The 26,042-nt window shown below is 69.1% G+C and carries 27 protein-coding genes; 24 read left to right on the plus strand and 3 right to left on the minus strand.

Going from position 1 to position 26,042, the window contains the following annotated elements:
* Nucleotides 1-167: 167 nt before the first annotated feature.
* The 22 genes from A9976_RS01485 to A9976_RS01590 all read left to right on the plus strand — a co-directional run bounded on the left by A9976_RS01485 (nt 168) and on the right by A9976_RS01590 (nt 19,342).
* Complete coding sequence (locus A9976_RS01485) at nt 168-377, plus strand: phenol hydroxylase subunit (RefSeq protein ID WP_183017511.1); 210 nt, start codon at nt 168-170, stop codon at nt 375-377.
* 41 nt (nt 378-418) lie between these two features.
* Nucleotides 419-1,411, plus strand: a complete 993-nt coding sequence (locus A9976_RS01490) for a phenol hydroxylase (RefSeq protein WP_183017512.1) — start codon at nt 419-421, stop codon at nt 1,409-1,411.
* A 13-nt stretch (nt 1,412-1,424) separates the two neighbouring features.
* Entirely contained in the window at nt 1,425-1,727 is a 303-nt protein-coding gene (locus A9976_RS01495; RefSeq protein WP_183017513.1) for an MmoB/DmpM family protein, read from the plus strand.
* A gap of 52 nt (nt 1,728-1,779) precedes the next feature.
* Nucleotides 1,780-3,375 carry an aromatic/alkene/methane monooxygenase hydroxylase/oxygenase subunit alpha gene (locus A9976_RS01500; RefSeq protein ID WP_183017514.1) on the plus strand — a complete coding sequence of 532 codons (1,596 nt, stop codon included), beginning with the start codon at nt 1,780-1,782 and terminating at the stop codon, nt 3,373-3,375.
* Entirely contained in the window at nt 3,372-3,728 is a 357-nt protein-coding gene (locus A9976_RS01505) for a phenol hydroxylase subunit P4 (RefSeq protein ID WP_183017515.1), read from the plus strand. The genes A9976_RS01500 and A9976_RS01505 overlap by 4 nt, the downstream gene beginning before the upstream one ends.
* A 56-nt stretch (nt 3,729-3,784) precedes the next feature.
* Entirely contained in the window at nt 3,785-4,858 is a 1,074-nt protein-coding gene (locus A9976_RS01510; RefSeq protein ID WP_183017516.1) for an NADH:ubiquinone reductase (Na(+)-transporting) subunit F, read from the plus strand.
* Between the two features lie 12 nt (nt 4,859-4,870).
* A complete protein-coding gene (locus tag A9976_RS01515) occupies nt 4,871-5,281 on the plus strand; it encodes a 2Fe-2S iron-sulfur cluster binding domain-containing protein (RefSeq protein ID WP_183017517.1) in 411 nt (136 codons plus the stop codon).
* A gap of 1 nt (nt 5,282) precedes the next feature.
* Nucleotides 5,283-6,227 (plus strand): catechol 2,3-dioxygenase, encoded by a 945-nt coding sequence (locus tag A9976_RS01520; RefSeq protein WP_183017518.1) that lies wholly within the window; start codon nt 5,283-5,285, stop codon nt 6,225-6,227.
* Nucleotides 6,228-6,250: 23 nt separating this feature from the next.
* On the plus strand, nt 6,251-7,159 hold the full coding sequence (locus A9976_RS01525; protein ID WP_232245686.1) for a transporter: 909 nt from the start codon (nt 6,251-6,253) through the stop codon (nt 7,157-7,159).
* An 11-nt stretch (nt 7,160-7,170) separates the two neighbouring features.
* Entirely contained in the window at nt 7,171-7,650 is a 480-nt protein-coding gene (locus A9976_RS01530; protein ID WP_183017519.1) for a heme-binding protein, read from the plus strand.
* A gap of 28 nt (nt 7,651-7,678) precedes the next feature.
* Nucleotides 7,679-9,133 (plus strand): 2-hydroxymuconic semialdehyde dehydrogenase, encoded by a 1,455-nt coding sequence (locus A9976_RS01535; protein WP_183017520.1) that lies wholly within the window; start codon nt 7,679-7,681, stop codon nt 9,131-9,133.
* On the plus strand, nt 9,114-9,980 hold the full coding sequence (locus A9976_RS01540) for an alpha/beta fold hydrolase (protein WP_183017521.1): 867 nt from the start codon (nt 9,114-9,116) through the stop codon (nt 9,978-9,980). Before A9976_RS01535 ends, A9976_RS01540 begins: the two co-directional genes overlap by 20 nt.
* A gap of 4 nt (nt 9,981-9,984) precedes the next feature.
* The gene (gene dmpE, locus A9976_RS01545) at nt 9,985-10,767 is read left to right on the plus strand and encodes a 2-oxopent-4-enoate hydratase (RefSeq protein ID WP_183017522.1); all 783 of its coding nucleotides are present in this window, start codon (nt 9,985-9,987) and stop codon (nt 10,765-10,767) included.
* A gap of 18 nt (nt 10,768-10,785) precedes the next feature.
* Nucleotides 10,786-11,703, plus strand: coding sequence for an acetaldehyde dehydrogenase (acetylating) (locus A9976_RS01550; protein ID WP_183017523.1), 918 nt, complete (start codon nt 10,786-10,788; stop codon nt 11,701-11,703).
* A 14-nt stretch (nt 11,704-11,717) separates the two neighbouring features.
* Nucleotides 11,718-12,812: a 4-hydroxy-2-oxovalerate aldolase gene (dmpG, locus tag A9976_RS01555; protein WP_183017524.1), complete on the plus strand. Its 1,095-nt coding sequence runs from the start codon at nt 11,718-11,720 to the stop codon at nt 12,810-12,812.
* Nucleotides 12,813-12,826: 14 nt separating this feature from the next.
* Entirely contained in the window at nt 12,827-13,615 is a 789-nt protein-coding gene (gene dmpH / locus A9976_RS01560; RefSeq protein WP_183017525.1) for a 2-oxo-3-hexenedioate decarboxylase, read from the plus strand.
* 13 nt (nt 13,616-13,628) lie between these two features.
* The gene (locus A9976_RS01565; protein WP_183017526.1) at nt 13,629-14,624 is read left to right on the plus strand and encodes a tripartite tricarboxylate transporter substrate binding protein; all 996 of its coding nucleotides are present in this window, start codon (nt 13,629-13,631) and stop codon (nt 14,622-14,624) included.
* 25 nt (nt 14,625-14,649) lie between these two features.
* On the plus strand, nt 14,650-14,841 hold the full coding sequence (locus tag A9976_RS01570) for a 2-hydroxymuconate tautomerase (protein ID WP_183017527.1): 192 nt from the start codon (nt 14,650-14,652) through the stop codon (nt 14,839-14,841).
* Between the two features lie 280 nt (nt 14,842-15,121).
* Nucleotides 15,122-17,455 (plus strand): TonB-dependent hemoglobin/transferrin/lactoferrin family receptor, encoded by a 2,334-nt coding sequence (locus tag A9976_RS01575; protein WP_183017528.1) that lies wholly within the window; start codon nt 15,122-15,124, stop codon nt 17,453-17,455.
* 172 nt (nt 17,456-17,627) lie between these two features.
* Complete coding sequence (locus A9976_RS01580; RefSeq protein ID WP_183017529.1) at nt 17,628-18,116, plus strand: hypothetical protein; 489 nt, start codon at nt 17,628-17,630, stop codon at nt 18,114-18,116.
* 6 nt (nt 18,117-18,122) lie between these two features.
* On the plus strand, nt 18,123-18,932 hold the full coding sequence (locus A9976_RS01585) for a DUF4198 domain-containing protein (RefSeq protein WP_183017530.1): 810 nt from the start codon (nt 18,123-18,125) through the stop codon (nt 18,930-18,932).
* A gap of 89 nt (nt 18,933-19,021) precedes the next feature.
* Nucleotides 19,022-19,342 (plus strand): helix-turn-helix domain-containing protein, encoded by a 321-nt coding sequence (locus A9976_RS01590; protein ID WP_016452227.1) that lies wholly within the window; start codon nt 19,022-19,024, stop codon nt 19,340-19,342.
* A gap of 7 nt (nt 19,343-19,349) precedes the next feature.
* Here the strand turns inward: A9976_RS01590 and A9976_RS01595 are convergent, their stop codons facing one another.
* The 3 genes from A9976_RS01595 to A9976_RS01605 form a co-directional block, all read right to left on the minus strand.
* Nucleotides 19,350-21,281, minus strand: coding sequence for a RecQ family ATP-dependent DNA helicase (locus A9976_RS01595; protein WP_183017531.1), 1,932 nt, complete (start codon nt 21,279-21,281; stop codon nt 19,350-19,352).
* Between the two features lie 220 nt (nt 21,282-21,501).
* The gene (locus A9976_RS01600) at nt 21,502-22,653 is read right to left on the minus strand and encodes an acyl-CoA dehydrogenase family protein (protein ID WP_183017532.1); all 1,152 of its coding nucleotides are present in this window, start codon (nt 22,651-22,653) and stop codon (nt 21,502-21,504) included.
* Between the two features lie 10 nt (nt 22,654-22,663).
* Nucleotides 22,664-23,905, minus strand: coding sequence for a CaiB/BaiF CoA-transferase family protein (locus tag A9976_RS01605; protein ID WP_183017533.1), 1,242 nt, complete (start codon nt 23,903-23,905; stop codon nt 22,664-22,666).
* Between the two features lie 94 nt (nt 23,906-23,999).
* Between A9976_RS01605 and A9976_RS01610 the strand changes: the two genes are divergently transcribed.
* Both A9976_RS01610 and A9976_RS01615 read left to right on the plus strand, forming a co-directional pair.
* Nucleotides 24,000-24,896 (plus strand): LysR family transcriptional regulator, encoded by an 897-nt coding sequence (locus tag A9976_RS01610; protein ID WP_183017534.1) that lies wholly within the window; start codon nt 24,000-24,002, stop codon nt 24,894-24,896.
* 283 nt (nt 24,897-25,179) lie between these two features.
* A complete protein-coding gene (locus tag A9976_RS01615; protein WP_232245687.1) occupies nt 25,180-26,004 on the plus strand; it encodes a phytanoyl-CoA dioxygenase family protein in 825 nt (274 codons plus the stop codon).
* The last annotated feature ends 38 nt before the right edge of the window (nt 26,005-26,042 follow it).

The following is a 26,042-nucleotide window of genomic DNA, read 5'->3' on the forward strand; positions in this document are numbered from 1 at the left end:
GGCGCGGACATCCAAGGGTTTGCCCTGGATTGGCGCCTTTCCAGGGCCGGAGAGTGGTCTGAAATCTAGGGGCTAACCCTGTATTTATCGATATTTCTGCGCCATTGGGCCAGCCTGGCACGGCCCATGCAAACACCGGCCGGCAAAGACCTCGCCTGGAGCCCGCCATGGATACCCCGACCCGCACCGCCACCGCCACTGTCGACCTGCCCGCCTGCGATCTCTCGCGCCGCTCGGTGCGCGTGCTGCAGCGGCGCGCCAACGGTTTCGTGGAGTTCGAGTTCTCCGTGGGCTGGCCCGAGCTGGTGGTGGAGCTGACCATGGCCGAGCCCGATTTCCAGGACTTCTGCCGCAGGCAGGGCGCCACGGTGCTGTGAGCGCATCCCGAATCCCGACGAACCCCACAGGAGACAAGCCCATGAACATCGAGCTGCAGGCGCGCGAGATACAGCCGCTGCGCCATACCTTCGACCGCGTCGCGGCGCACACGGGGGACAAGCCCGCGTCGCGCTATCTGGAGGCCATGCTGGGCGCCCAGCCCAAGGAAAACTTCCACTACCGCCCGACCTGGGAGCAGGGCCTGGAGTTGTTCGACGCCGGCCGCACGGCCATCCGCATGGCCGACTGGTATGCGCTGCGCGATCCGCGCCAGTTCTACTACGCCACCTGGACCATGGCCCGTGCGCGCCAGCAGGAGGCCATGGAGGCCAACTACCAGTTCGTCGAGTCGCGCGGCCTGGCCGCGCGCATGGCCGATGCACAGCGTGCCCATGCCTGTGCCGTGCTGATGCCGCTGCGCCACGTGGCCTGGGGCGGCAACATGAACAACTGCAGCATGTGCTCGCGCGGCTATGGCACGGCCTTCACGGCGCCGGCCATGTTCCACGCCATGGACCAGCTGGGCGTGGCCCAGTACCTGACGCGGCTGGGCCTGGCCATGGACGAGCCCGGCGTGCTGGAGGCCGGCAGGAACGACTGGCTGCAGGACTCCACCTGGCAGCCGCTGCGCCGCCTGGTCGAGGACCTGCTGGTGCTGCAGGACCCCATCGAGCTGTTCATTGCCCAGAACCTGGCGCTGGACGGCCTGCTGTACCCGCTGATCTACGGCCGCTTCGTGGACGGGCCGCTGGCGCTGCACGGCGGCACGGCCGTGTCCATGCTCACGGCCTTCATGCCCGAGTGGCATGCCGAGTCGGCCCGCTGGATCGATGCCGTGGCCAAGGTGGCGGCCGCCGAGTCCGGTGCCAACCGCGCCCTGCTGTCGCGCTGGTACCTGGCCCATGTGGACCAGGCGCAGACCGCGCTGGCACCCGTGGCCGCGATGGCCCTGGGGGAGGACGCGCAGGCCGCGCTGTCCGAAGTGCGCCAGGCCTTGGACGCCCGCGCCCGCAAGGCCGGCCTGGATATCTGAAGGGGAGCACGCCATGACGACAAGCGCAACCGCCGCCACCGCCCCAGTCTCCAGGGTCTTCATCGCCTTCCAGGACAACGAGGAATCGCGCCCCGTGGTCGAGGCCGTGCTGGCCGACAACCCCCAGGCCACGGCGGCCCATACGCCCGGCCTCGTGAAGATCGACTGCCCCGGGCGCCTGGTCATCCGGCGCGCCAGCATCGAGGCCCTCACGGGCCAGCCCTTCGACCTGCAGCAGATCCAGATCAACCTGGTGACGCTGTCGGGCCACGTCAACGAGGACGACGAAGAGTTCTCCCTGAGCTGGGGCCGCTGAGCCGCGCCCCGCCCGCCAGGCAACACCACAAGCAACACGACAAGGAGACATCATGGACGCACCCGTGATCAAGAAGAAGCTGGGCCTCAAGGAGCGCTACACCGCCATGACGCGCGGCCTGGCCTGGGACACGACCTACCAGCCCATGGACAAGGTCTTCCCCTACGACCGCTACGAGGGCATCAGGATCCACGACTGGGACCGCTGGGAGGACCCCTTCCGCCTGACCATGGATGCCTACTGGAAGTACCAGGGCGAGAAGGAGCGCAAGCTCTACGCCGTGATCGAGGCCTTCGCCCAGAACAACGGCCAGCTGGGCGTGACCGACGCGCGCTACGTCAACGCGCTCAAGCTGTTCCTCCAGGGCGTGACGCCGCTGGAGTACGGCGCGCACCGGGGCTTCGCCCACGTGGGCCGGCATTTCACGGGGGCCGGCGCGCGCGTGGCCGCGCAGATGCAGTCCATCGACGAGCTGCGCCATTTCCAGACAGAGACGCATGCGCTGAGCCACTACAACAAGTACTTCAACGGCATGCACAACGCATCGCAGTGGTACGACCGCGTCTGGTACCTGTCCGTGCCCAAGTCCTTCTTCGAGGACGCGATGACGGCCGGCCCCTTCGAGTTCCTCACGGCCGTGAGCTTCTCGTTCGAATATGTGCTGACCAACCTGCTGTTCGTGCCCTTCATGTCGGGCGCGGCGCACAACGGCGACCTGTCCACGGTGACCTTCGGCTTCTCGGCGCAGAGCGACGAGTCGCGCCACATGACGCTGGGCATCGAGTGCATCAAGTTCATGCTGGAGCAGGACCCGGCCAACGTGCCCATCGTGCAGCGCTGGATCGACAAGTGGTTCTGGCGCGGCTACCGCCTGCTGACCCTGGTGGCCATGATGCAGGACTACATGCTGCCCAAACGCGTGATGAGCTGGAAGCAGGCCTGGGAGATGTATGCCGAGGAAAACGGCGGCGCCCTGTTCCGCGACCTGGCGCGCTACGGCATCCGCGAGCCCATGGGCTGGAAAGAGGCCTGCGAGGGCAAGCACCACATCAGCCACCAGGCCTGGAACATCTTCTACAACTACGGCGCCGCCGCACCCTTCCACACCTGGGTGCCCGAACCGCAGGAGATGGACTGGCTGGCCGCGCAATACCCCGACAGCTTCGATCGCCACTACCGCCCGCGCCTGGAGCATTACCGCGCCGAACAGCAGGCCGGCCGGCGCTTCTACAACAAGACCCTGCCCATGCTGTGCACCACCTGCCAGATTCCCATGGGCTTCACCGAGCCCGGCGACGCCACGCGCATCTGCTACCGTGAGTCCGACTACCAGGGCGACAAATACCATTTCTGCAGCGACGGCTGCAAGCACATCTTCGACCACGAGCCAGAGAAATACGTGCAGTCCTGGCTGCCCGTGCACCAGATCTACCAGGGCCGCTGTTTCAAGCCCGATGCCGACCCCGGCCGGCCCGGCTTCGATCCGCTGGCCGCCGTGCTCGACTGGTATGGCCTGAACGCGGGGCGCGACAACTTCGACTTCGAGGGCTCCGAGGACCAGCGCCACTTTGCGGCCTGGCGCGGCAATGCGCCGCCCGGCGCGGGCGGGCAGACAGGGGCCACGGCCGGCGAAGGAGCTGCGCCATGAGCGTCACCGCCCTGTACCCCTATGCCTTCGAGGCCGCCGACCGGCGCGAGAACTTTCCGGCCCCCTTGCTGTACATCGCCTGGGACGACCACCTGATGTTCTGCTCGCCCGTCTGCCTGCCGCTGCCGGCCGACACCCCCTTCGGCGCGCTGGCCAGCGACGTGCTGCCCGGCATCTACGGGGCCCATCCGGACTTCGGCCGCATCGACTGGAGCGCCGTCCAGTGGCTGAAGTCGGGCCGGCCCTTCGTGCCCGACCCGGCCCTGGGCCTGGCCGCCAACGGCCTGGACCACAAGGACGTGATCCGCTTTCGCACGCCGGGCCTGACCGGCATCGCCGGATCGCACAGCTAGACCCCATCGACGAGCCCGCACGGCAGGCGCTGCGCGCGCCTGCCGGCCCCACGACCATGAGCTACCAACTGACGCTGCAACCCCTGGGCGCCACCATCGAGGTGGAGGACGGCCAGACCCTGCTCGATGCCGCGCTGCGGCAGGGCATCTACATCCCCCATGCCTGCGGCCACGGCCTGTGCGGCACCTGCAAGGTCCAGGTCTGCGAGGGCGAGGTGGACCATGGCGCGGCCAACCCCTTCGCGCTGATGGACATGGAGCGCGACGACGGCATGACCCTGGCCTGCTGCGCCACGCTGCAGTCCGACGCCACCATCGAGGCCGACATCGAGGACGAGCCCGACGCCCGCGTCATCCCCGTGCGCGACTTCGGCGCCACCGTGCTGCGCACCGTGCAGCTGACGCCCACCATCAAGGCCATCCACCTGCGGCTGGACACGCCCATCGCCTACCAGGCAGGGCAGTACGTGCAGGTCCGCATTCCGGGCCTGGACGCGCCGCGCGCCTTCTCCATCGCCAACGCGCCATCCGGCGCCGACGGCACGGCCCGGGACATCGAGATCAACGTGCGCCATGTGCCCGGCGGTGCCGGCACCACCTGGCTGCATGCATCGCTGCAGGAGGGCGAGCGGCTGCAGCTGGCCGGCCCCTACGGGCGTTTCTTCGTGCGCCACTCGGCGCGCCAGCCCCTGGTCTTCATGGCCGGCGGCTCTGGCCTGTCCAGCCCGCGCGCCATGATCCAGGAGCTGCTGGAGCGCGGCTGCGAGCAGCCCATCACCCTGGTCTACGGCCAGCGCAGCCGCGCCGAGCTGTACTACGACGAGGAATTCCGCGCGCTGGCCGAGCGCCATCCGCAGTTCACCTACGTCCCCGCCATCTCGGGCGGGGCGGCCGATGCCGGCACGGACTGGCGCGGCGCCCTGGGCTTCGTGCATGAGGCCGCGCAGGCCCACTTCGGCGGCAACTTCGCGGGCAGCAAGGCCTATCTGTGCGGGCCGCCGCCCATGGTCGAGGCCTGCATCGCCACGCTGATGCAGGGCCGGCTGTTCGAACGCGACATCTACACCGAGAAATTCCTCTCGGCTGCCGATGCCCAGGGCGCGCGCAGCCCGCTGTTCAAGCGCGTCTGAACGGAGAGCGCCATGTGGATCAGCCCCCGTGCCACCGTGGACGTGCAGGTCGAGCAGACCGCCGAGCGCTATGCCTGCGCCCTCGATGAAAGCCTGCTCAGGGGCATGTTGCGCCTGGGCCGAAAAGGCATTCCCGTGGGCTGCGTCAACGGCGGCTGCGGCGTGTGCAAGGTGCGCATCGTCGAGGGCGGCGTGCGCGCCCTGGGCCCCGTCAGCCGCGCCCACGTGAGCGCCGAGGAAGAGCAGCAGGGCTACACGCTGGCCTGCCGCGCCGCACCCGTGGCCGCCGTGCGCCTGCAGATCTGCGAGCGGCTGGCCAAGCCCTTTGCCAGACCTGCCTGCCCAACGATTTCCCCACCCCGGGCGGACGCCGGTGCAGCGCCCGCCTCTTTCACCACGACACAAGCAACCAAGGAGACATGACATGGGCGTACTACGCATAGGCCACGCAAGCCTGAAGGTGATGGACATGGCCGCCGCCGTGCACCACTACGAGAAGGTGCTGGGCCTGAAGACCGTGATGCAGGACAAGACCGGCAACCTCTATCTCAAGTGCTGGGACGAGTGGGACAAGTACTCGCTGATCCTCACGCCCTCGGACCAGGCCGGGCTCAACCACCTGGCCTACAAGGTCGAGCGGGACGAGGACCTGGACAGCCTGCGCCAGCGCATCGAGGCCTGGGGCGTGAAGACCGAGATGCTGGCCGAGGGCAGCCTGCCCGCCACGGGGCGCATGCTGAAGTTCCACCTGCCCAGCGGCCACGAGATGCGCCTGTATGCCATGAAGGAATGCGTGGGCACGGACGTGGGATCGACCAACCCCGACCCCTGGCCCGACGACATCCGCGGCGCGGGCGCGCACTGGCTGGACCACGCCCTGCTGATGTGCGAGCTCAACCCCGAGGCCGGCATCAACACCGTGGAGCAAAACACCCGCTTCATGCGTGAGTGCCTGGATTTCTTCCTGACCGAACAGGTCGTGGCCGGTCCCGGTGGCGCCGTGCAGGCCGCCACCTGGATGGCCTGCACCACCACGCCGCACGACATCGCCTTCGTGGGCGGCGCGCGCAGCGGGCTGCATCACATCGCCTACTTCCTGGACTCCTGGCACGACGTGCTCAAGTCGGCCGACGTGATGGCCAAGAACAAGGTGCGCATCGACGTGGCGCCCACGCGCCACGGCATCACGCGCGGCGAGACCATCTATTTCTTCGACCCCAGCGGCAACCGCAACGAGACCTTCGCAGGCCTGGGCTACCTGGCCCAGCGCGACCGGCCCGTGACCACCTGGACCGAGGACCAGCTGGGCAGCGGCATCTTCTATCACACCGGCGATCTCGTGCCCTCGTTCACCGAGGTCTACACCTGAGCCCGCGCACCGGAGAGCCCCCGATGAACAAGAACATGGGACACACCGCGCCGGCCCTGCTGTCGCTGCTGGCCGCGCTCGGCGCACTCGCCGCCCCGGCGGCCCGGGCCGAAGGCCATTACGTGCCCGGCGTGGAAGGCCTGCAGGGCGCCAGCGTGCCGCCGCCCGGCGCCTACTACCTGGGCTACCTCGTCAACTACCAGATGGACGACTTCCGCGCGCCCGGCACCAGCAGCAACCTGCCCGGGCACAACCGGGGCACGGTCACGGCGCTGGCCAACCGCTTCGTCTGGATCACCGGACGAAAGCTGCTGGGGGCCGACTACGGCATGGAGGCCATCGTGCCCGTGATGCGCACCTCGCTCACGGTGAACGCGGCCGGCATCTCGGACACGCGCTCGGGCGTCGGTGACGTCTACCTGGGGCCACTGGTGCTGGGCTGGCATGGCCCGCAGTGGGATGCGGTGGCGGCCGCCGGCGTCTGGCTGGACTCTGCCGGCACGGGCCATCCGGCCTCGCCGGGCAAGGGCTTCAAGAGCACCATGCTCACGGGCGGGCTGACGTACTACTTCGATGGCGCCAGGACCGTCTCGGGATCGGCCCTGCTGCGCCTGGAGCGCAACGGCCGCAACGCGGCCGGCATGCGCCCCGGCAACCAGGCCACGCTGGAATGGGGCCTGGGCCGGTCCTTCGGCGCCTGGCAGGTGGGCCTGGTGGGCTACAGCCAGTGGCAGTTCAGCGATGACAGCGGCCCGGGCGCGAGCACCGACCGCGCCTCGCGCCACGCGCTGGGGGCCGAGCTGGTCTATCCGGTGCCGGGCGCGGGCCTGTTCCTCAAGGGCGCCTTCTACAAGGAGGTGCGCGCCGAGGCCGGCACGGGCGCCCTGCCCAAGGGTTCACTGCTGCGCCTGACCCTGGTCAAGGCCTTCTGATGGAGGCGCGCATGACCCAGACCCGGGAGATTTCCCAGGCCCCGCAGGCCGCCACGATCGCCGCCCTGGCCGCGCTCCAGCCCGTCATCGACGCGCCCGCCGCCCTGCGCGCCACGCAGGCCGCCGTGCAGCATGCCACCGAGCTGGGCGTGCGCGCCAACGTGGCCGTGGTCGATGCGGGTGGCCTGACCGTGGCCTTCGCGCGCATGGCCGGCGCGCCGCTGCACTCCATGGACATCGCCACCGACAAGGCCTACACGGCCGCCAGCTTCGGCCTGGCCACGGGCGACTGGACCCAGGCCCTGGCCTCGCACTCCGAGGCCGTGCGCCAGGGCCTGGTGCTGCGCCCGCGCTTCGTGGCCTTCGGCGGCGGCCTGCCCATCGTGGCCTCGGGGGCGCGCCTGGGCGGCATCGGCGTGTCCGGCGGCAGCGAGGCCCAGGACGAGGCCATCGCGCACGCCGGCCTGCGGGCCCTGGGCCTGGACGCCTGACACACAACGACGACTGCAACGGATCACCATGAAACAGATACGCAACTTCATCAATGGCGCCTACGCCGAATCGGCGCGCCGCTTCGACAAGCATTCGCCACTCACGGGCGAGGCCATCGCCCAGGTCCACGAGGCCGACCGCGCCCAGGTCGATGCCGCCGTGGCCGCCGCGCGCGCCGCGCTGCAAGGGCCCTGGGGCCGCATGGGCGTGGACGAGCGCGTGCAGAGGCTGCACGCCGTGGCCGACGGCATCAACCGCCGCTTCGAGGAGTTCCTGGCCGCCGAATGCGCGGACACGGGCAAGCCGCGCAGCGTGGCCAGCCACATCGACATCCCGCGCGGTGCGGCCAACTTCAAGATCTTCGCCGACGTGGTCAAGAACGTGCCCACCGAGTTCTTCGAGATGGCCACGCCCGACGGGCGCGGTGCCATCAACTACGGCCAGCGCGGCCCCGTGGGCGTGGTCGGCGTGATCTGTCCCTGGAACCTGCCGCTGCTGCTCATGACCTGGAAGGTCGGCCCGGCGCTGGCCTGCGGCAACACCGTGGTGGTCAAGCCCTCGGAGGAGTCTCCGCAGACGGCCGCCCTGCTGGGCGAGGTCATGAACGAGGCCGGCATCCCGCCCGGCGTCTACAACGTGGTCCACGGCTTCGGCCCCGATTCGGCCGGCGAGTTCATGACCACGCACCCCGGTGTCGATGCCATCACCTTCACGGGCGAGACGCGCACGGGCGAGGCCATCATGCGCGCCGCCGCCAAGGGCGCGCGCCCCGTGAGCCTGGAGATGGGCGGCAAGAACGCGGCCATCGTCTTCGCCGACTGCGACTTCGACGCGGCCATCGAGGGCACGCTGCGCTCGGCCTTCGTCAACAGCGGCCAGGTCTGCCTGGGCACGGAGCGCATCTATGTGGAACGTCCCCTGTTCGAGCGCTTCGTGGCCGAGCTCAAGCGCCAGGTAGAGGGCTGGAAGATCGGCCTGCCCGAGGACGCGGACACGAAGCTGGGCCCGCTGATCAGCCGCGAACACCAGGACAAGGTGCTGTCGTACTACGCGCTGGCCAGGCAGGAGGGCGCCACCGTGGTCACCGGCGGCGGCGTGCCCGACATGGGCGCGCGCCTGGCGGGCGGTGCCTGGGTGCAGCCCACGATCTGGACCGGCCTGCCCGAGACGGCGCGCGTCATCAAGGAGGAGATCTTCGGCCCCTGCTGCCATATCGCCGCCTTCGACCGCGAGGACGAGGTGCTGGCCCTGGCCAACGACAACGACTACGGACTGGCCTGCGCCGTCTGGACACGCGACCTGGCGCGCGCCCACCGCGTCGCCGCCCGCATGCAGGTGGGCATCTGCTGGGTCAACAGCTGGTTCCTGCGCGACCTGCGCACGCCCTTCGGCGGCGCCAAGCAGTCGGGCATAGGCCGCGAAGGCGGCGTGCATTCGCTGGAGTTCTACACGGAGCTGAAGAATGTCTGCGTCAAGCTCTGAAAACCCCGAACTCGGCCGCTGCATCGAGGTGGATGGCCTGCGCACCAACTACCACGACCATGGCCAGGGCGATCCGGTGCTGCTGATCCATGGCTCGGGTCCGGGCGTCTCGGCCTGGGCCAACTGGCGGCTGGTGATGCCTGCGCTGGCCGGCAACGCACGCGTGGTCGCGCCGGACATGGCGGGCTTCGGCTACAGCGCACGGCCGGCGGGCGGAGCCTTTGGCATGCAGGCCTGGGTGGACCAGGCCGTGGGCCTGCTCGATGCCTTGCAGATCGAGCGCGCCGACCTCGTGGGCAACTCCTTCGGTGGTGCCCTGGCCCTGGCGCTGGCGATACGCCATCCGGCCCGCGTGCGGCGCCTGGTGCTGATGGGCAGCGCGGGCCTGCCCTTCGCCCTCACGCCGGGGCTGGATGCGGTCTGGGGATACCAGCCCTCGCTGGAGGCCATGCGCGGGCTGCTGGACATCTTCGCCTTCGACCGGGGTCTGGTGAACGACGAACTCGCGCGCCTGCGCCATGCCGCCAGCATCCGGCCGGGCGTGCAGGAGTCCTATGCGGCCATGTTCCCCGCGCCACGCCAGCGCTGGGTCGATGCGCTGGCCAGCCGCGAGGACGACATCCGCCGCCTGCCCCATGAAACCCTGGTCATCCATGGCCGGGAGGACCGCGTGATTCCGCTGGCCAATGCCTACACGCTGGCCGACTGGATTCCGCGCGCCCAGCTGCATGTCTACGGCCGCTGCGGCCACTGGACGCAGATCGAGCATGCCGCGCGCTTCGCGCGGCTGGTCGGAGACTTCCTGGCCGAGGCCCGGCCCGATGAACCCCTTGCCCTTGCACGGTGACCCCATGAAACCCGAACTGCAACACACCCTGGGCGACGAGCTTTACGCCGCCCTGCACGAACGCCGCGCCATCGCTCCACTGAGCGAGCGCCATCCCGAGATCACCATCGCCGACGCCTACGCCATCCAGCAGCGCATGCTGGCGCGGCGCCTGACGGCGGGCGAGCGCGTGGTGGGCAAGAAGATCGGCGTGACCTCCAAAGCCGTGATGGACATGCTGGGCGTGTTTCAGCCCGACTTCGGCTGGCTCACCGACGGCATGGTCTTCAACGAGGGCCAGGCCGTGCCCGCCGCCACGCTGATCCAGCCCAAGGCCGAGGGCGAGATCGCCTTCGTGCTCAAGCGCGCGCTCAAGGGCCCGGGCGTCACCGCCGCCGACGTGCTGGCCGCCACCGAAGGCGTGATGGCCTGTTTCGAGATCGTCGATTCGCGCATACGCGACTGGAAGATCCGCATCGAGGACACCGTGGCCGACAACGCCAGCTGCGGCGTCTTCGTGCTCGGCGACCGCCTGGTCGATCCGCGCGACGTGGACCTGGCCACCTGCGGCATGGTGCTGGAGAAGAACGGCGAGATCGTCGCCACGGGCGCGGGCGCCGCCGCCCTGGGCCATCCGGCCAACGCCGTGGCTTGGCTGGCCAACACGCTGGGCGCCCTGGGCATTGCGCTGGAGGCGGGCGAGGTCGTGCTCTCGGGCTCGCTGGCGGCCATGGTGCCGGTACAGGCCGGCGACGACCTGCGCGTGACCATCGGCGGCATCGGCGGCTGCTCGGTCCGCTTCATCTGAAGAACAAGGAGAACTCCCATGAACCGGAACAAGATCCGCTGCGCCCTGATCGGGCCCGGCAACATCGGCACCGACCTGCTGGCCAAGCTGCAGCGCAGCGCGGTGCTGGAGCCCGTGTGGATGGTGGGCATAGACCCGGCCTCCGACGGCCTGCAGCGTGCGCGCGAGATGGGCCTGAAGACCACGGCCGACGGCGTGGACGGCCTGGTGCCGCACATGCGCGCCGACGGCGTGCAGATCGTCTTCGATGCCACCAGCGCCTACGTGCATGCCGAGAACTCGCGCAAGGTCAACGAACAGGGCGCGCTGATGATCGATCTCACGCCCGCGGCCATCGGCCCGTTCTGCGTGCCACCCGTCAACCTGGGCCAGCACCTGGGCGGGCGTGCGATGAACGTCAACATGGTCACCTGCGGCGGCCAGGCCACCATTCCCATGGTCGCGGCGGTCAGCCGCGTGCAGGCCGTGGCCTATGGCGAGATCGTCGCCACCGTGTCCAGCCGCTCGGTGGGGCCGGGCACGCGGCGCAACATCGACGAGTTCACGCGCACCACGGCCGCTGCCGTGGAGCAGGTGGGCGGCGCCGGCAAGGGCAAGGCCATCATCGTCATCAACCCCGCCGATCCGCCACTGATCATGCGCGACACCGTGCACTGCCTGACCGAGGAGGAGCCCGACCAGGCGGCCATCACCGCCTCCATCCACGACATGCTGGCCGAGGTGCGCAAGTACGTACCCGGCTACCGCCTGGTCAACGGGCCGGTGTTCGATGGCCGGCGCGTCTCGGTCTTCCTCGAAGTCGAGGGCCTGGGCGACTACCTGCCCCGGTACGCGGGCAACCTGGACATCATGACCGCCGCCGCCGCGCGCACGGCCGAGATGTTCGCCGAGGAAATGCTGGCCGGCCACCTGCAACTCCAGGCCGTGGCCGCCTGAAGGAGACAACCCCCATGACCACAGACAAGACGACAGACAAGACGACGGGCGCGCGCGGCCTCCAGGGCCGCAGGATCACCGTCCACGACATGACGCTGCGCGACGGCATGCACCCCAAGCGCCACCTGATGACGCTGGAGCAGATGAAGAGCGTGGCCCAGGGCCTGGACGCGGCCGGCGTGCCGCTGATCGAGGTCACGCACGGCGACGGCCTGGGCGGCGCCTCGGTCAACTACGGCTTTCCCGCGCACAGCGACGAGGAGTACCTGGGCGCCGTCATCCCGCTGATGAAGCAGGCCAGGGTCTCCGCGCTGCTGTTGCCCGGCATCGGCACCGTGGACCACCTGCTGATGGCCCACGGCCTGGGCGTGTCCACGCTGCGCGTGGCCACGCACTGCACCGAGGCCGACGTCAGCGAGCAGCACATCGCCAAGGCGCGCGCCCTGGGCATGGACACCGTGGGCTTTCTGATGATGGCCCACATGAACAGCGCCGAAGGCCTGGTGGCGCAGGCGCGGCTGATGGAAAGCTATGGTGCCCACTGCGTCTACGTCACCGACTCGGCCGGCTACCTGCTGCCCGAACAGGTGCGCGAGCGCATCGCCGCCGTGCGCGATGCGCTGCGGCCCGAGACCGAGCTGGGCTTTCACGGCCACCACAACCTGGCCATGGGCGTGGCCAACTCCATCGCCGCCGTCGAGGCGGGCGCCAACCGCATCGACGCGGCGGCCGCCGGCCTTGGCGCCGGCGCGGGCAACACGCCCATGGAGGTGCTGGTGGCCGTCTGCGACCGCATGGGAATCGAGACCGGCGTCGATGTCTGGAAGATCCAGGACGTGGCCGAGGACCTGGTCGTGCCGCTGATGGACTTCCCCATCCGCGTGGACCGTGACGCGCTCACGCTGGGCTATGCGGGCGTGTACGGCAGCTTCCTGCTGTTCGCCAAGCGCGCCGAGAAGAAGTACGGCGTGCCCGCGCGCGAGCTGCTCGTGGAACTGGGTCGGCGCGGCATGGTGGGCGGCCAGGAAGACATGATCGAGGACACCGCGCTGACCATGGCGCGCGAACGCGGCCTGCTGGCCGCGCAACCCCTGGCCCGCGCGGCCTGACGAGGAGAGCCAGCATGGCACTTGACGAACACACCATCGCCGCGCTCGCCGAGCACCTGGAAACCTGCCAGCAGCAGGCGCGCGACACGCCCAAGATCACCGACGAATACCCGGGCATGGGCTGGGACGACGCCTACGCCATCCAGGACCGCATCCTGGCCCGCAAGATCGGGCGCGGCGCGCGCGTCATCGGCTACAAGGCCGGCCTGACCTCGCACGCCAAGATGCGCCAGATGGGCGTGAGCGATCCGGTCTTCGGCTTCCTGGTCGATGAATACAGCGTGGCCGAAGGCAGCGAGATCCCCGTGGCCTCGCTGATCCACCCCAAGGTCGAGCCCGAGATCGCCTTCGTCACGCGCAGCGAGCTGCGCGGACCGGGCTGCCATGTGGGCAGCGTGCTGGCCGCCTGCGATCTGGTGCTGCCCGGCATCGAGGTCATCGACAGCCGCTACCGCGATTTCCGATTCGACCTCAAGAGCGTGGTGGCCGACAACACCTCGGCCGCGCGCTTCGCGGTCGGCGGACGGGGCGCCGCCGTGCGTGACCTGGACCTGCGCACCCTGGGCGTGGTGCTGGAGAAGAACGGCCAGCCCGTGGCCCTGGGCGCGGGCGCCGCCGTGCTCGGCCATCCGGCCGCCGCCGTGGCCATGCTGGTCAACCACCTGGGCCGGCGCGGCCAGAGCCTGCCGGCCGGCAGCCTGGTGCTGTCCGGCGGCATCACCGAGGCCGTGGCCGTGCAGGCCGGCGACCATGTCACGCTGCGCGTGCAGCACCTGGGCAGCGTCTCGCTGCGCTTTGCCTGAAGGGGTGCCCGCCATGCAACGCAGACAATTCCTGTCCTCGGGGCTGGGCGCGGGCCTGGCCTGTGCCGGTCTGCCGCCGGCTGCGGCGGCGTCCGGCGCGGCCGGTGAATGGCCGGTGCGCCCGGTCAAGCTCATCGTGCCCTTCCCGCCGGGGGGACCCACCGACATCATCGGCCGCACCGCGGCCCGGGTGATGGGCGAACGGCTGGGCCAGCAGATCGTGGTCGAGAACAAGGCGGGCGCGGGCGGCAACATCGGCACGGATGCCGTCGCCAAGGCCATGCCCGATGGCTACACCATCGGCCTGTCGGCCATCAGCAGTCTGGCCATTGCGCCATCGCTGTATGCGCGGCTGCCCTACTCGGTGGAGCGCGACCTGGCGCCCATCTCCCTGGCCGGCTACACGCCCTGTGCCATCGTGGCGCACCCGGGCGCTCCGTTCGATGACCTCGCGGGCCTGATCGCCTACGCCAAGGCCCACCCCGGCAAACTCAGCTATGGCACCTCGGGCCTGGGCACGAGCACGCATCTGGCGGCCGAATACTTCCAGTCGATCGCGGGCGTGTCCATGCTCCATGTGCCCTACAAGGGAACGAGCCAGATCGCCCAGGACCTGCTGGCGGGCACGATCCCGCTGAGCTTCGAGAGCTCGCTGACCACCACCTTGCCCAATGTCAGGGAGGGCCGGGTGAAGGTCATCGCCGTGACCTCGGCACGCCGATCGCGCGCCTTGCCCCAGGTGGCGACCGTGGCCGAGCAGGGGTTTGCCGGCTTCGATGTGGTCACCTGGTTCGGCCTCATCGGTCCCGCGCGCCTGCCGCGCGAACTGGCCCATCGGATCTCCGGGGCCTGGCAGACGGGCTCGGCCACGCCTTTGGCACGGCAGGCCTTCGAGAACATCGGCGCCGATCCGCAAGCCGGCAGCCCTCAGCAATTCGGCGACTTCATGCGCAGCGAGACCCAGCGCTGGGGCGCCCTGATCCGCAAGCTGGGCATCCAGCTCGATTGAACCCGCCGACCGACCGGAGAACGCCATGCCATTTGCACAGATCCACATGATCGAGGGCCGCACCGAGGCCCAGAAGAAAGCCGTGATCGAGAAAGTCACCGAGGCCCTGCACGAGGCCGTGGGCGCCCCGCGCGAGAACATCCGCGTCTGGATCCACGAGCTGCCCCGGGAGAACTGGGGTATCGCGGGTGTCAGCGCCAAGGAGTTGGGGCGCTAGCGGCGAGGGCGGAGGCGCCGGGGCAGGAAGATTGTGTCTGTGACTTAAAAGATACAAAACAAATGATAATCATTATCAATTGATGGGAGAATCGGGCAAAGCCAGCAGGAAGAATCACACACGGGGGAAGCAATGGTCTCGCAAGAGCGCTCCGCGGACAGGTCGGCAGCTAGCCAGCAACCCTCTTTCCCTGATTCGCGCCATGGCTGCCTCTCCTTTACCCTGCTCCTCTTACCCCCTTTCCCGCAACTCCTGCCTCCATCTCTCCCGCGCACCGGCCTTGCATCGCAGCCTGCTGGCCACGGCCGTGCAGGCCGCCGTCATCGGGCTGGCTTCGCCCGCCGCATGGGCCCAGGCCCAGGAACCCGCGGACCAGGCGCAGCTGATGGCCCAGGCGCCCGCGAAAGCCCTGCCCCAGGTCGACGTGGTCGACACGGCCGAGCCCGCGCAGCGCACACCCGGCGCATCGGCCACCATCAGCGGACCGGCGCTGGAGCAGGCCGGCAGCATGGCTGACGTGGTGCGCTACCAGCCCCTGGTGTCGGCGCCCGGCACGGCCTCGGGCACCAGCCGCAACCGCAGCAGCTTCGACCGCTCGGGAACCACGGGCTACAACATCCGCGGCATCGAGGGCAACCGCATCGGCATGGATGTGGACGGCGTCGAGATGCCCGACGCCACCACGCGCCCCTATGTGAGCCGTGCCGGTGCCAACACCTTCGGCGTGGGCCGTGACTTCATCGACCCCGAGATGTTCTCGGGCGTGGACATCCACTCCGGCACCACCACGGCGCGGCGCGCGGCCGGCGGCATCGGCGGCGCGGTGGGCTTTCGCACCAAGTCCCCCGAGGACTACCTGGTGGGCGGCAAGACCTCCTACCTGGGCGGCAAGATCGGCCACGACACGGCCGACCGCTCCTGGAACGAGAGCTTCACGGCCGCAGGCCGCTCGGGCAACCTCGACGGCCTGATCGCCTATTCGCGCCGCGACGGCCATGAGACGCGCAACCACAGCGCCATCGTCAACAGCTATCCCGATGACTGGAACTCCAACGCCCTGCTGCTCAAGGGCGGCCTGCGCATCGATCCCACCCAGCGCCTGGTGCTGTCGGCCGACCTGTACCGCCGCAAGAACGACACCTCCTTCCACGGCTGGGATGCCACCAGCACCAGCATCACCGAAAGCTCGCGCCAGAACAGCGACACCAGCCGCAACACGCTGCAGCTGCAGCACCTGTGGACGCCTGCCGGCGCCTGGGTGGACCAGCTGGACACGCGGCTGTACTTCCAGAACACGGACACCAACGACGTCACCGACACCACCACGCTGGCCACGGGCGCCAAGGTGCACAACGTCTCCGGCAACGAGACGCGTACCTGGGGTTTCTCGAGCACGGGCGACAAGCGCATCGAGCGCCACCGCCTGAGCTTTGGCGTGAACGCCTCGACCCAGGACACGGAGCGCCCCTGGGCCGTGTCCGGCAACATGAAGCCCCAGCCCGACACCACCACCCGCCGCTACGGCGCTTTCCTGCAGGACGAGATCAGCTTCCAGGCCGGCGGCCGCCGCCTGGCGCTGATTCCCGCGCTGCGCGTGGACCGCGTGGAGCTCAAGACACGCGACCTGGACAACTTCGTCTCGGGCGTGCTCACGGCCGCCGATGTCCAGAAGCTCTACGGCGGCACGCGCGGCAACACCATCCTCAGCCCCAGCCTGGCCCTGGTCTATGACCTCACGCCCAAGTTCAGCGCCTACGCCCAGTTCAAGCGCAGCGGGCGCGCGCCCTCGGCCGGCGAGATCTTCGGCTCGTGGAACATGGCCAGCAACTACAACACCGGCAACCAGTACGCGCTGGTGGGCAATCCCAACCTCAAGGAGGAAAGCAGCAATGCCCTCGACTTAGGGCTCAAGGGTTCGCCCACGCCGGGCGTGACCTTCAACAGCTCGGTCTTCTACACCAGGTACTCCGACTTCATCGCCTACACGCGCTACCTGCGCGCGGGCCGTCCCGACCTGTTCGTCAACGTGCCCGCCCACATCGGCACCATCTACCAGGCCGAGAACCGCGACAGCGCGAAGATCTACGGATTCGAGGCCAGCGCGCGCCTGGACCACGGCCAGTGGATGCCTGCAGCCAGGGGCCTGTACTCCACCTGGGCGCTGGGCATCAGCCGCGGCACCTCCAAGTCCTACTACGCAGGCGACAAGGATGTGCCGCTGGACAGCGTGCTGCCGCGCAAGGCCATCGTCGGCGTGGGCTATGACGCGCCGGCCCGGCAATGGGGCCTGAACCTGACCGGAACCTTCGTCGCGGGCAAGCAGGCCGTGGCCACCAACCGCGACAGCTACCAGAACGCGGGCACCGGCCTGGCCGACTCGACCACCGAGCTGTTCCGCGTGCCCGGCCATGCCATCTTCGACCTGGCCGGCTACTGGCAGGTCGCAAGGAACGTGCGCCTGAACGCCGGCATCTACAACCTGGGCGACAAGCGCTACTGGGACTATTCCAGCACCCGCAGCCTGCAGCCCGGCGTGGCGCGCGACCGCCGCGACATCGAGCTGCTGAGCAACCCGGGCCGCACCTTCGCCGTGTCCATGAACGTTGCGTTCTGAGCGCCCTGCGCACCATGCCATTGCACCCACGCCACCTTCACTTGCCGCGTGGCGCGGATCCGAGGAGTTTCTCCAGGGGCCGGCCGGCCTTCCCTACAGCGGCGGTGTCGGCCGGAAAGCCTCCACCACCATCGCAGCCGCCGCTGTATCTGCCTACTTCAGGAGTCGTTTCATGATCGAGTTCTCTCTGTCCCACCGCATGCTGGCCGCTGCCGGCCTGGCGGCCCTGCTCACCGCCTGCGCATCGCCCGCGGCACCATCCGCCAGCGGCCCGGCCCAGCCTGCGGGCGGGCATGGCCAGTCTGCCTTCATGGGCAGCTACGACGCCAACCGTGATGGCGTGGTCACGCGCGAGGAGTACGACACCGTGCGCAAGCAGCGCTTCCTGGCCGGCGACACCAATGGCGACGGCTGGCTCAGCGAGAAGGAGTACGTGGACGAGTTCGAGGCCCGCCTCAAGCAGCAATACGCGGGCCGCCAGCCCGACGAGCGCTATGCCCAGTCCATGAAGCAGGCCCATGTGCGCTTCGGCATCGTGGACAGGAACCGGGACGGCAAATACACCGTGGAAGAAGACATGGCCATCGCCGAACGCAGCTTCAAGGAAGCCGACGTCAATGCCGATGGCGTCGTGGACAAGAACGACGTCAAGAAGCCCTGAGCGGACATGGCCAAAACCCCATCCAAGCGATCGGCCTGGTGGCTGCCGCTGCTGTCGGCCGTGTGCATCTCCGCCCAGGCCCATACGCCCTACCTGCTGCCCGCCAGTTTCGAGGCCCAGCCCCGGGCCGTCATCAGCGTGGATGCCAGCTTTGCCGACAAGTTCTTCATCCCCGAAGTGGCTTTTGGCGAAACGCGCTTCACCGTGATGGCGCCCGACGGCTCGGTCACGCCCATGGCCGATGTGCGCCAGTTCAAGACCCGCACCGTGGCCGAGCACCAACTGCCCGACGAGAAGGGCACCTACCGCGTCAGCACCGGCCCGCGCCTGGGCGCCGTCTTCCGTTCGTGGGAGCGCAACGGCAAGGTCGAGACCGCGCGTGATCCCGCCACGCCCACGCCGGCCGATGCCAGGCTGCTGAGCCACTACCAGTCGCTGTCGGTCTCCGAGACCTACATCACGGTGGGCAAGCCCAGCCGGGCCGCGCTCGCGCCCTCAGGCAAGGGCCTGGAGATCGTGCCCGTCACGCACCCCGCCGACCTGTTCGCGGGCGAGAAGTTCGACTTCACCGTGCAGTACGACGGCAAGCCGCTGGCCGCGCAGAAGGTGGAAATCTTCCGCTCGGCCATGGACCTGGCCAGCCAGCACAGCGTGGACGTGCTGACCACCGATGGCGAGGGCCGCATCTCCTTCGCCCTGCCCAAGTCCGGCATCTACCTGGCCCTGGTGCGCTACCGCGCCGACGCCCCCGCCGGCGCCGCCGCGCCGCAGTACGGCAACAACTACACGCTGACGTTCAGGGTGCTGGCGCAGTGATGAAGAGAGCCCGCTGATGCGGGCTCTTCTTTTTGCTTAGGGACTATTGAAGTCCGTACTGCCCGCTATGGAGCGGGCGGGAGAACATGATGCATCGCCAGGATTCTTCGCAGGGAACAGCCAATGTGCTGGTCGATCTGGGCTTCGAGGACGCACAGGAACTGTCAGCCAAGACCGTGCTGGCCATGAAGCTCAACGAGCTGATGGACAAGCGCGGGCTCAGTCAGACCGAGGCTGCAGGCATCACGGGCATGACGCAGCCCAAGATTTCCCAGGTCCGGCGCTACAAGCTGCAGAACATCTCTCTGGAGCGCCTGATGCAGGCGCTGGTGTCGCTGGACCAGCAGGTCGAGATCGTCGTGCGGCCTGCGCGCCGTGCGCACGCGGCCGGCATCACGGTGGCGCCCTGAACCTCACTCAACCCGTGGCCACCACCCGCAGCACCTCGGCGCCGTAGGCGTCCAGCTTCTTGGCGCCCATGCCGCTGATGCCCTGCAGGTCGTCCAGCGAGGCCGGGTTGCGTTCGGCAATGGCCGCCAGCGTGGCGTCGTGGAAGATCACATAGGCCGGCAGGTTGTGCTCGCGCGCGACCTCGGCGCGCCAGGCCTTGAGGTTGATGAAGCGCACCTGGGCATCGGGGCCCAGGCTGGCGGCGGCCGCGTTGGGCTGGGTGGCGCGCTTGGAGGTGCGCGTGCGCGGCGCGGCCACGGCCTCGCGCAGCTGCACGGGGACATTGCCGCGCAGCACGTCGCGCGAGCCATCGGCCAGGCACAGGGTGTCGAAGCTGTGGCCGCTGTTCTCGCTGGTGATCTTGTGCAGGCCCAGGGCGCCCGTGGCCAGCAGCTGGCGCATCACGCCGCGCAGCTGGGGCTCGCTGTAGTCCTTGCCCAGGCCGAAGGTGGAGATCTTGTCGTGGCCGTACTGGCGCACCTTCTCGGTGTCCTTGCCGCGCAGCACGTCCATGATGTGGCCCGCGCCAAAGGTCAGCTGGCTGGCCTCGTGCACGCGGTAGATGGTGGACAGCAGCTTGCGCGCGGCGTCCGTGCCGTCCCACAGGGCCGGGGGCTCCATGCAGTTGTCGCAGTTGCCGCAGGCGGTCTTTGCCACGCGCTGCAGCGGCCGGCCTTCAATGTCCGTCTCTGCGTCTTCTCCCGGTGCGCCCAGGCCGTACTGCTCGCCGAAGTAGGCCAGCAGCCGCACGCGGCGGCAGTCCGTGGCCTCGGCCAGGCCCAGCAGGGCATCGAGCTTGCCGCGCATGACCTGCTTGAAGGTGTCCTCGGCCGGGCTTTCGTCGATCATGCGGCGCTGGTTGACCACGTCGGACAGGCCGTAGGCCATCCAGGCATCGGCGGGCAGGCCGTCGCGGCCCGCGCGGCCGGTTTCCTGGTAGTAGCCCTCGATGTTCTTGGGCATGTCCACATGGGCCACGAAGCGCACATCGGGCTTGTTGATGCCCATGCCGAAGGCGATGGTGGCGACGATGACGATGCCGTCCTCGCGCAGGAAGCGGTCCTGGTGCAGCTGGCGCGTCTCGAAGGGCAGGCCCGCGTGGTAGGGCAGGGCGGGCACGCCGGCCTGGCTCAGCGTCTGGGCCAGTTCCTCCACGCGCTTGCGCGACTGGCAATAGACCACGCCGGCCTCGCCCTCGTGCTCGCGCTCTATGAAGCGCAGCAGCTGGTTGCCCACATCCTTCTTCTCGGCGATGCGGTAGCGGATGTTGGGGCGGTCGAAGCTGCTGACGAAGTGCCGTGCGCTCTCCAGCTGCAGCCGCTCGACGATGTCGGCGCGCGTGAGTGCATCGGCCGTGGCCGTGAGCGCGATGCGCGGCACGCCCGCATAGCGCTCGTGCAGCACGCTCAGGGCGCGGTACTCGGGCCGGAAGTCGTGGCCCCACTGGCTCACGCAGTGGGCCTCGTCGATGGCGAACAGCGACAGCTTGCCCTGGGCATGCAGGTCGTCGAGCAGGCCCAGGAAGCGCGGCGTGTTCAGGCGCTCGGGCGCGGCATACAACAGGGTGATGTCGCCGCTTTGCAAGCGCCATTCGACTTCCTGCGTCTCGTCATAGGACAGCGTGGAGTTCAGGTAGGCCGCGCTCACGCCGGCCTCGTGCAGCGCACCGACCTGGTCGTGCATGAGCGCGATCAGCGGCGACACCACCACCGCCACGCCGTGGCCCTGCTGCTGGCGCACGATGGCCGGCACCTGGTAGCACAGCGACTTGCCGCCACCCGTGGGCATGAGCACCAGCGCATCGCCGCCGGCGACCACGTGCGAGACGATGGCTTCCTGCGGACCGCGGAATTGTTCGTAGCCGAACACGGCTTGCAGGACGGAATGCGCGGCGGACAACGGGGACTTCTTTCGGCAGAGGCGGCTTGCGCGGGAGGGGGCGGGATGCGGGCGCTTCCCGCAAAAAATGCACTGCGGCCCGAAGGCCGCAACAGCCGCCATTTTGCGCCCCCTCGCAAGGTCCAGGGAAGACCTGGGGTTTGGACCGCTGTGCATCAACGGCCTTTTCCGGGCGCGAGGGTGTCATTATCAGATTTCTCCTAGCCGCCCGCCGCTGCATTCAGCTGCGGCCCAGCACCCCGCGCGCGATGATGCTGCGCTGCACCTCGGACGAGCCCTCGTAGATGCGCAGGATGCGCGCATCGCGCACCAGGCGCTCCAGCGGCATTTCGCGTGTGTAGCCGTAGCCGCCGTGGATCTGCAGGGCCTCGTCGGTGACGAAGCCCACCATTTCCGAGGCATGCAGCTTGGCCATGGCCGAGTGCTGGGTGAAGGGCTGGCCGGCCTGGCGCAAGGCCAGGGCCTGCATCGTCAGCGCCCACGAGGCCTCCAGCCGCAGTTTCATGTCGGCCAGCTTCCATTGGATACCCTGCTTCGTGGCCAGCGGCTCGCCGCCCACCAGGCGCTGGCTGGCCCATTGCGCGGCAGCGGCCAGGGCGGCCTCGGCCACGCCCAGCGCGGTGGCCGCCACGTCCAGGCGGCTGTTGTCCAGCACCTTCATCGCCGTCTTGAAGCCCGTGCCCTCGGCGCCCAGCCGGTGGCTGGCGGGCACGCGCACGCCGTCCAGCGATACCTCGAAGGCATGGCCGCCGCGGATGCCCATGAGTTTTTCTGGGGCCGAGACCTGGATGCCGGGCAGGTCGCGCGGCACGATGAAGGCGCTGACGCCACGCGCGCCGGCCTCCATGTCGGTCTTGGCGAAGACCACCATGAAGCGTGCCTCGGCCGCGTTGGAGATGAAGTGCTTGACGCCGGTCAGCACATAGCCATCGCCATCACGCACGGCGCGCGTGCGCATGTCGGCCGGGTGCGAGCCGCCGCGCGGCTCGGTCAGCGCAAAGGCCGCCAGCCATTGGCCGCTGGCGCAGCGCGGCAGCCACTGCTGGCGCTGCGCGTCGTCGCCACCCAGCAGCACGGCATCGGTGCCAAGGTAGTGGGCGCCGATCATGGACGAGGTGGCAGCGCAGGCGCGCGAGATGGCCACCAGGGACAGCAGCATGGCCGTGGGCGTGACACCGGGGCCACCCAGGTCCTCGGGCAGGTTCATGCCCATCACGCCCAGGGCCGCCAGTCCCGGTACATGGCAGGTGGCGGACAGCGCCTCCTCGTCCATGCGCTGCGCCAGCGGCGCCAGTGCGTCGTCGGCAAATCGGGCCACGGCATCGGCAATGGCCTGGTCGTCGGCGGTGGTGCCCAGTCGTTGGAAGTTCATGGAGGTTCGCTCAGTGTGATGGGGAAGAGGGGGCTGCGCCTGCGGTGCCCAGGGCACCGGATGCGCGCAGCGCGGCAATGGCTTCGGCGCCCCGGCCCAGCCATTGCGAGAGCAGGGCATCGGTGTGCTCGCTCAGGGCCGGTGCGCGCTCGGCGCGGTTGGGCGCGGCGCCGCTGAAATGCACGGGCTGGGTGGGCAGGCGCAGGCCCGGCAGGCGCTCGTCCTGCACCGCGCTGAGCAGGCCCCGTGCCTGGGTCTGCGGCGATTCCAGCGCCTGGGCAATGTTCCAGATGGGTGCGGCGGGCACGCCGGCCGCATCCAGCATGGCCACCACCTGCACCACGTCATGCCGGCCGGCCCAGGCCTCGATGGCCTCGCGCAGCGCGGGCTCGTGGGCCGAGCGCGATTCGTCGCTGGCAAAGCGCGGGTCGCCTGCCAGCCCGCCCAGTTCCATGGCCTGGAGTGCGGCGGCGAACAGCTTGTTGTTGAGCACGGCCAGCGCGAAGTGGCCGTCGCCCGCGCGGTACACGCCGAAGGGGGCCGACAGCGGATGGCGGTTGCCCACGCGGCGTGCGGGCCGGCCCGTGAACAGGTAGCGCGCCACCGAGGTGGCCAGAAAGCTCAGCGTGGTGTCGAACATGGCCACGTCCACCTGCTGGCCCTGCCCGGTGGTGCGGGCCTGCAGCAGCGCGGCCAGTGTGGCCCAGGAAGCGAACAGGCCGGCCACCACGTCGCTGACGGCCTCGCCCACCACGGTGGGCGCGCCATCGGGCTCGCCCGTGGCCTCCATGAGGCCGCTCATGGCCTGCACGATGATGTCGTAGGCCGGCCGGTGGGCCAGCGGCCCGGTCTGCCCGAAGCCCGAGACGCTGACATAGACCAGGCGCGGATTGAGTGCGCGCAGCTGCGCGGGGCCTATGCCCAGGCGATCGGCCACGCCAGGGCGGAAGTTCTCCACCACCACGTCGGCGCGGGCCGCCATCTCGTGGACCAGGGCCACGGCATCGGGGTGCTTGAGGTCCAGCACCAGGCTTTGCTTGTTGCGGTTCATCACCGTGAACAGCGCGCTCTCGCCGTTGCTCATGGGGCCGATGGCGCGGTAGTCGTCGCCCTGCGGCGGCTCGATCTTGACCACCTCGGCGCCCAGGTCCGCCAGCAGGGCCGTGGACAGCGGCCCGGCCAGCACGCGCGTGAAGTCGAGGATGCGCACGCCGTCCAGCGGGCGGGCGGTGGGAGCGGTGGAGTCGGTCATGGATGCAGCCTTGGACGGGTGGTGTATGGCTGCATGCTGGCGCGCGATTGAATCAATGGAAAATATTCATTTCTGATCTATTGCATTCAAAAAGATGATTCAAATCAGTCTGCGCCAGCTGGAGTATTTTCTTGCGGCAGCGCGCTATGGCGGTGCGGTGCGCGCGGCCGAGGCCCTGCATGTTTCGCAGCCCTCGATTTCCAAGGCCATCGCCGATCTGGAGACGCTGTGGGGCGAGGTCTTGTTCGTGCGCCGCCATGCCCGGGGCATGGACCTGACCGCTGCGGGCAGCGCGCGACAGCGCGAGGCGCAGGCGCTCATCGAACGCGCTCAGCTGCTGCAGGGGCCACGCACGGCCACCATGGCCGGCCTGTTGCGCCTGGGATACCTGAGCACGCTGGGACCCCGCTGGATACCGGCCATCGTGGCGCAGATGCGCAAGAGCCATCCGCAGGTGGAGATTGAGCTGGTCGATGGCAATACCGAAAGCCTGACGCGTCAGCTTGAGCGCGGCGAGCTTGATGTGGCGCTGCAATATGACCTGGGCTTGGCCCGACCGCGGCTGGAGCTGGCCCATGTGGCAGATCTGGCGCCCTATGCGGTGCTGCCCTGGGGCCATGCGCTGTCGCAAAAGGCCACGGTGCGGCTGGCGGAGCTGGCGCGATCGCCGCTGGTGCTGATCGGCCTGCCCCATAGCCGCGAGTATTTCCTGTCCCTGTTTCGCGACGCGGGTGCCACGCCGCAGATCGCCTTCGAGACGGAGTCGCTGGAGATGGCGCGCTCCCTGGTGGCCAACGGCCTGGGCGTCGGGCTGCTGACCACGCGGCCCGTGGTGGACAGGGCGCATGACGGCAGGCGCTTGGCCTGTCGCCGCCTGAGCGGCTCCGTGGCGCGGCAGTCGGTGGTGATGGTTTTCCCCAGAGCGATGGCGTCGCCGCTGGTCCAGCCGCTGCTGCCCATGGTGCGCTCGCTATTCGCCCGCGCGAACTGATCCGGGCGGCGCACGGCGCCTCTCCGCGATTTCCCGGACAGGGAAGTTATGTATATACAGGTATGCGCAGCTGAAGGATTCTAGCGTCCGGCTGCATCGAAGTTGGGCATGAAGACAGCACGGATCCGGTGCAGCCTCCGTGATCTTCGCACCAGATGAAGCGTGAATTCGCTCAGGGAGCTGCATGCATCTCCCGGTGAGCAGTGTGGCAGATCCCGTGGTCGGGCTGGCACGCATCCTGCTTTGCTGGGACATGTATAGACAGTTCTATCGGAGGCTTGACATGGCAGTTGTAGAACAGATGCCGATATCCGAGGCGGATATTGCGGCATTCGAGCGCGACGGGGTCGTCGTGATCCGTCAGGTATTTACCGAATGGATGGAGCCACTGCGCGAAGGCGTGCGCCGCCTGATGGCCGATCCAGGCCCCATGGAGCGGTCGGTGGTGCCGGCCGATGGCTCGGCCCCGTTCTTCCAGGACCTGTGCAACTGGCAGCGCATCCCCGAGTTCAGCGACTTCGTGCTGCATTCACCGGCCGGGGCCCTGGCCGCGCGGCTGATGCGCTCGCGTTCGGCGCGTTTCTTTCATGACCATGTCCTGGTGAAGCAGCCGGGTGGAAGCACGGTCACGCCCTGGCACCAGGACCAGCCCTACTACTGCGTGGAAGGCCGGCAGAGCGTGAGCTTCTGGACGCCGCTGGACCCGGTGGCGCGGTCGGTGGTGATGGAGTGCGTGCGCGGATCGCACCGCTGGGGCCAGGATTTCAGGCCCATGCGCTTTGACGGCACGCGCCTGTACGAAAACGACAACTATGCCGCGCTGCCCGATATCGATGCGGCGCGCGACCAGTTCGACATTGCGGGCTGGGATATGGCGCCTGGCGACGTGATCGCCTTCAACTTCCGTACCGTGCACGGCGCGCCCGGCAACCGCTCTCCAGTGGCGCGCCGCGTGTTCTCGGCCCGCTGGGTGGGCGATGACGCCGTCTACGCCGACCGTGGAGGCAAGGGGTCGCCGCCCATCAAGGGCCTGAGCATGCGCGATGGCGACCCGTTCGATGACCCGATGTTTCCGGTGGTCTGGCGCGAAGGCGCGCAGGCGGCCTAGGACCCTGGTGGAAGCAGACGGCCCGCGGTGGGCCTCTG

The sequence above is a fragment of the Delftia sp. UME58 genome, assembly GCF_014170385.1.
Classification (GTDB): domain Bacteria; phylum Pseudomonadota; class Gammaproteobacteria; order Burkholderiales; family Burkholderiaceae_C; genus Comamonas; species Comamonas acidovorans.

Bases quoted from the DNA above. Each gene is read 5' to 3' on its own strand.
- A9976_RS01500 (WP_183017514.1), top strand. From the start codon at position 1,780: ATGGACGCACCCGTGATCAAGAAGAAGCTGGGCCTCAAGGAGCGCTAC.
- A9976_RS01550 (WP_183017523.1), top strand. From the start codon at position 10,786: ATGAACCGGAACAAGATCCGCTGCGCCCTGATCGGGCCCGGCAACATC.
- A9976_RS01610 (WP_183017534.1), top strand. From the start codon at position 24,000: ATGATTCAAATCAGTCTGCGCCAGCTGGAGTATTTTCTTGCGGCAGCG.
- A9976_RS01590 (WP_016452227.1), top strand. From the start codon at position 19,022: ATGCATCGCCAGGATTCTTCGCAGGGAACAGCCAATGTGCTGGTCGAT.
- A9976_RS01585 (WP_183017530.1), top strand. From the start codon at position 18,123: ATGGCCAAAACCCCATCCAAGCGATCGGCCTGGTGGCTGCCGCTGCTG.
- A9976_RS01510 (WP_183017516.1), top strand. From the start codon at position 3,785: ATGAGCTACCAACTGACGCTGCAACCCCTGGGCGCCACCATCGAGGTG.
- A9976_RS01615 (WP_232245687.1), top strand. From the start codon at position 25,180: ATGGCAGTTGTAGAACAGATGCCGATATCCGAGGCGGATATTGCGGCA.
- dmpH (WP_183017525.1), top strand. From the start codon at position 12,827: ATGGCACTTGACGAACACACCATCGCCGCGCTCGCCGAGCACCTGGAA.
- A9976_RS01495 (WP_183017513.1), top strand. From the start codon at position 1,425: ATGACGACAAGCGCAACCGCCGCCACCGCCCCAGTCTCCAGGGTCTTC.
- A9976_RS01485 (WP_183017511.1), top strand. From the start codon at position 168: ATGGATACCCCGACCCGCACCGCCACCGCCACTGTCGACCTGCCCGCC.
- A9976_RS01540 (WP_183017521.1), top strand. From the start codon at position 9,114: ATGTCTGCGTCAAGCTCTGAAAACCCCGAACTCGGCCGCTGCATCGAG.
- A9976_RS01580 (WP_183017529.1), top strand. From the start codon at position 17,628: ATGATCGAGTTCTCTCTGTCCCACCGCATGCTGGCCGCTGCCGGCCTG.
- A9976_RS01520 (WP_183017518.1), top strand. From the start codon at position 5,283: ATGGGCGTACTACGCATAGGCCACGCAAGCCTGAAGGTGATGGACATG.
- dmpE (WP_183017522.1), top strand. From the start codon at position 9,985: ATGAAACCCGAACTGCAACACACCCTGGGCGACGAGCTTTACGCCGCC.
- A9976_RS01505 (WP_183017515.1), top strand. From the start codon at position 3,372: ATGAGCGTCACCGCCCTGTACCCCTATGCCTTCGAGGCCGCCGACCGG.
- A9976_RS01570 (WP_183017527.1), top strand. From the start codon at position 14,650: ATGCCATTTGCACAGATCCACATGATCGAGGGCCGCACCGAGGCCCAG.
- A9976_RS01525 (WP_232245686.1), top strand. From the start codon at position 6,251: ATGAACAAGAACATGGGACACACCGCGCCGGCCCTGCTGTCGCTGCTG.
- A9976_RS01605 (WP_183017533.1), bottom strand. From the start codon at position 23,905: ATGACCGACTCCACCGCTCCCACCGCCCGCCCGCTGGACGGCGTGCGC.
- A9976_RS01515 (WP_183017517.1), top strand. From the start codon at position 4,871: ATGTGGATCAGCCCCCGTGCCACCGTGGACGTGCAGGTCGAGCAGACC.
- A9976_RS01530 (WP_183017519.1), top strand. From the start codon at position 7,171: ATGACCCAGACCCGGGAGATTTCCCAGGCCCCGCAGGCCGCCACGATC.
- A9976_RS01535 (WP_183017520.1), top strand. From the start codon at position 7,679: ATGAAACAGATACGCAACTTCATCAATGGCGCCTACGCCGAATCGGCG.
- dmpG (WP_183017524.1), top strand. From the start codon at position 11,718: ATGACCACAGACAAGACGACAGACAAGACGACGGGCGCGCGCGGCCTC.
- A9976_RS01600 (WP_183017532.1), bottom strand. From the start codon at position 22,653: ATGAACTTCCAACGACTGGGCACCACCGCCGACGACCAGGCCATTGCC.
- A9976_RS01565 (WP_183017526.1), top strand. From the start codon at position 13,629: ATGCAACGCAGACAATTCCTGTCCTCGGGGCTGGGCGCGGGCCTGGCC.
- A9976_RS01490 (WP_183017512.1), top strand. From the start codon at position 419: ATGAACATCGAGCTGCAGGCGCGCGAGATACAGCCGCTGCGCCATACC.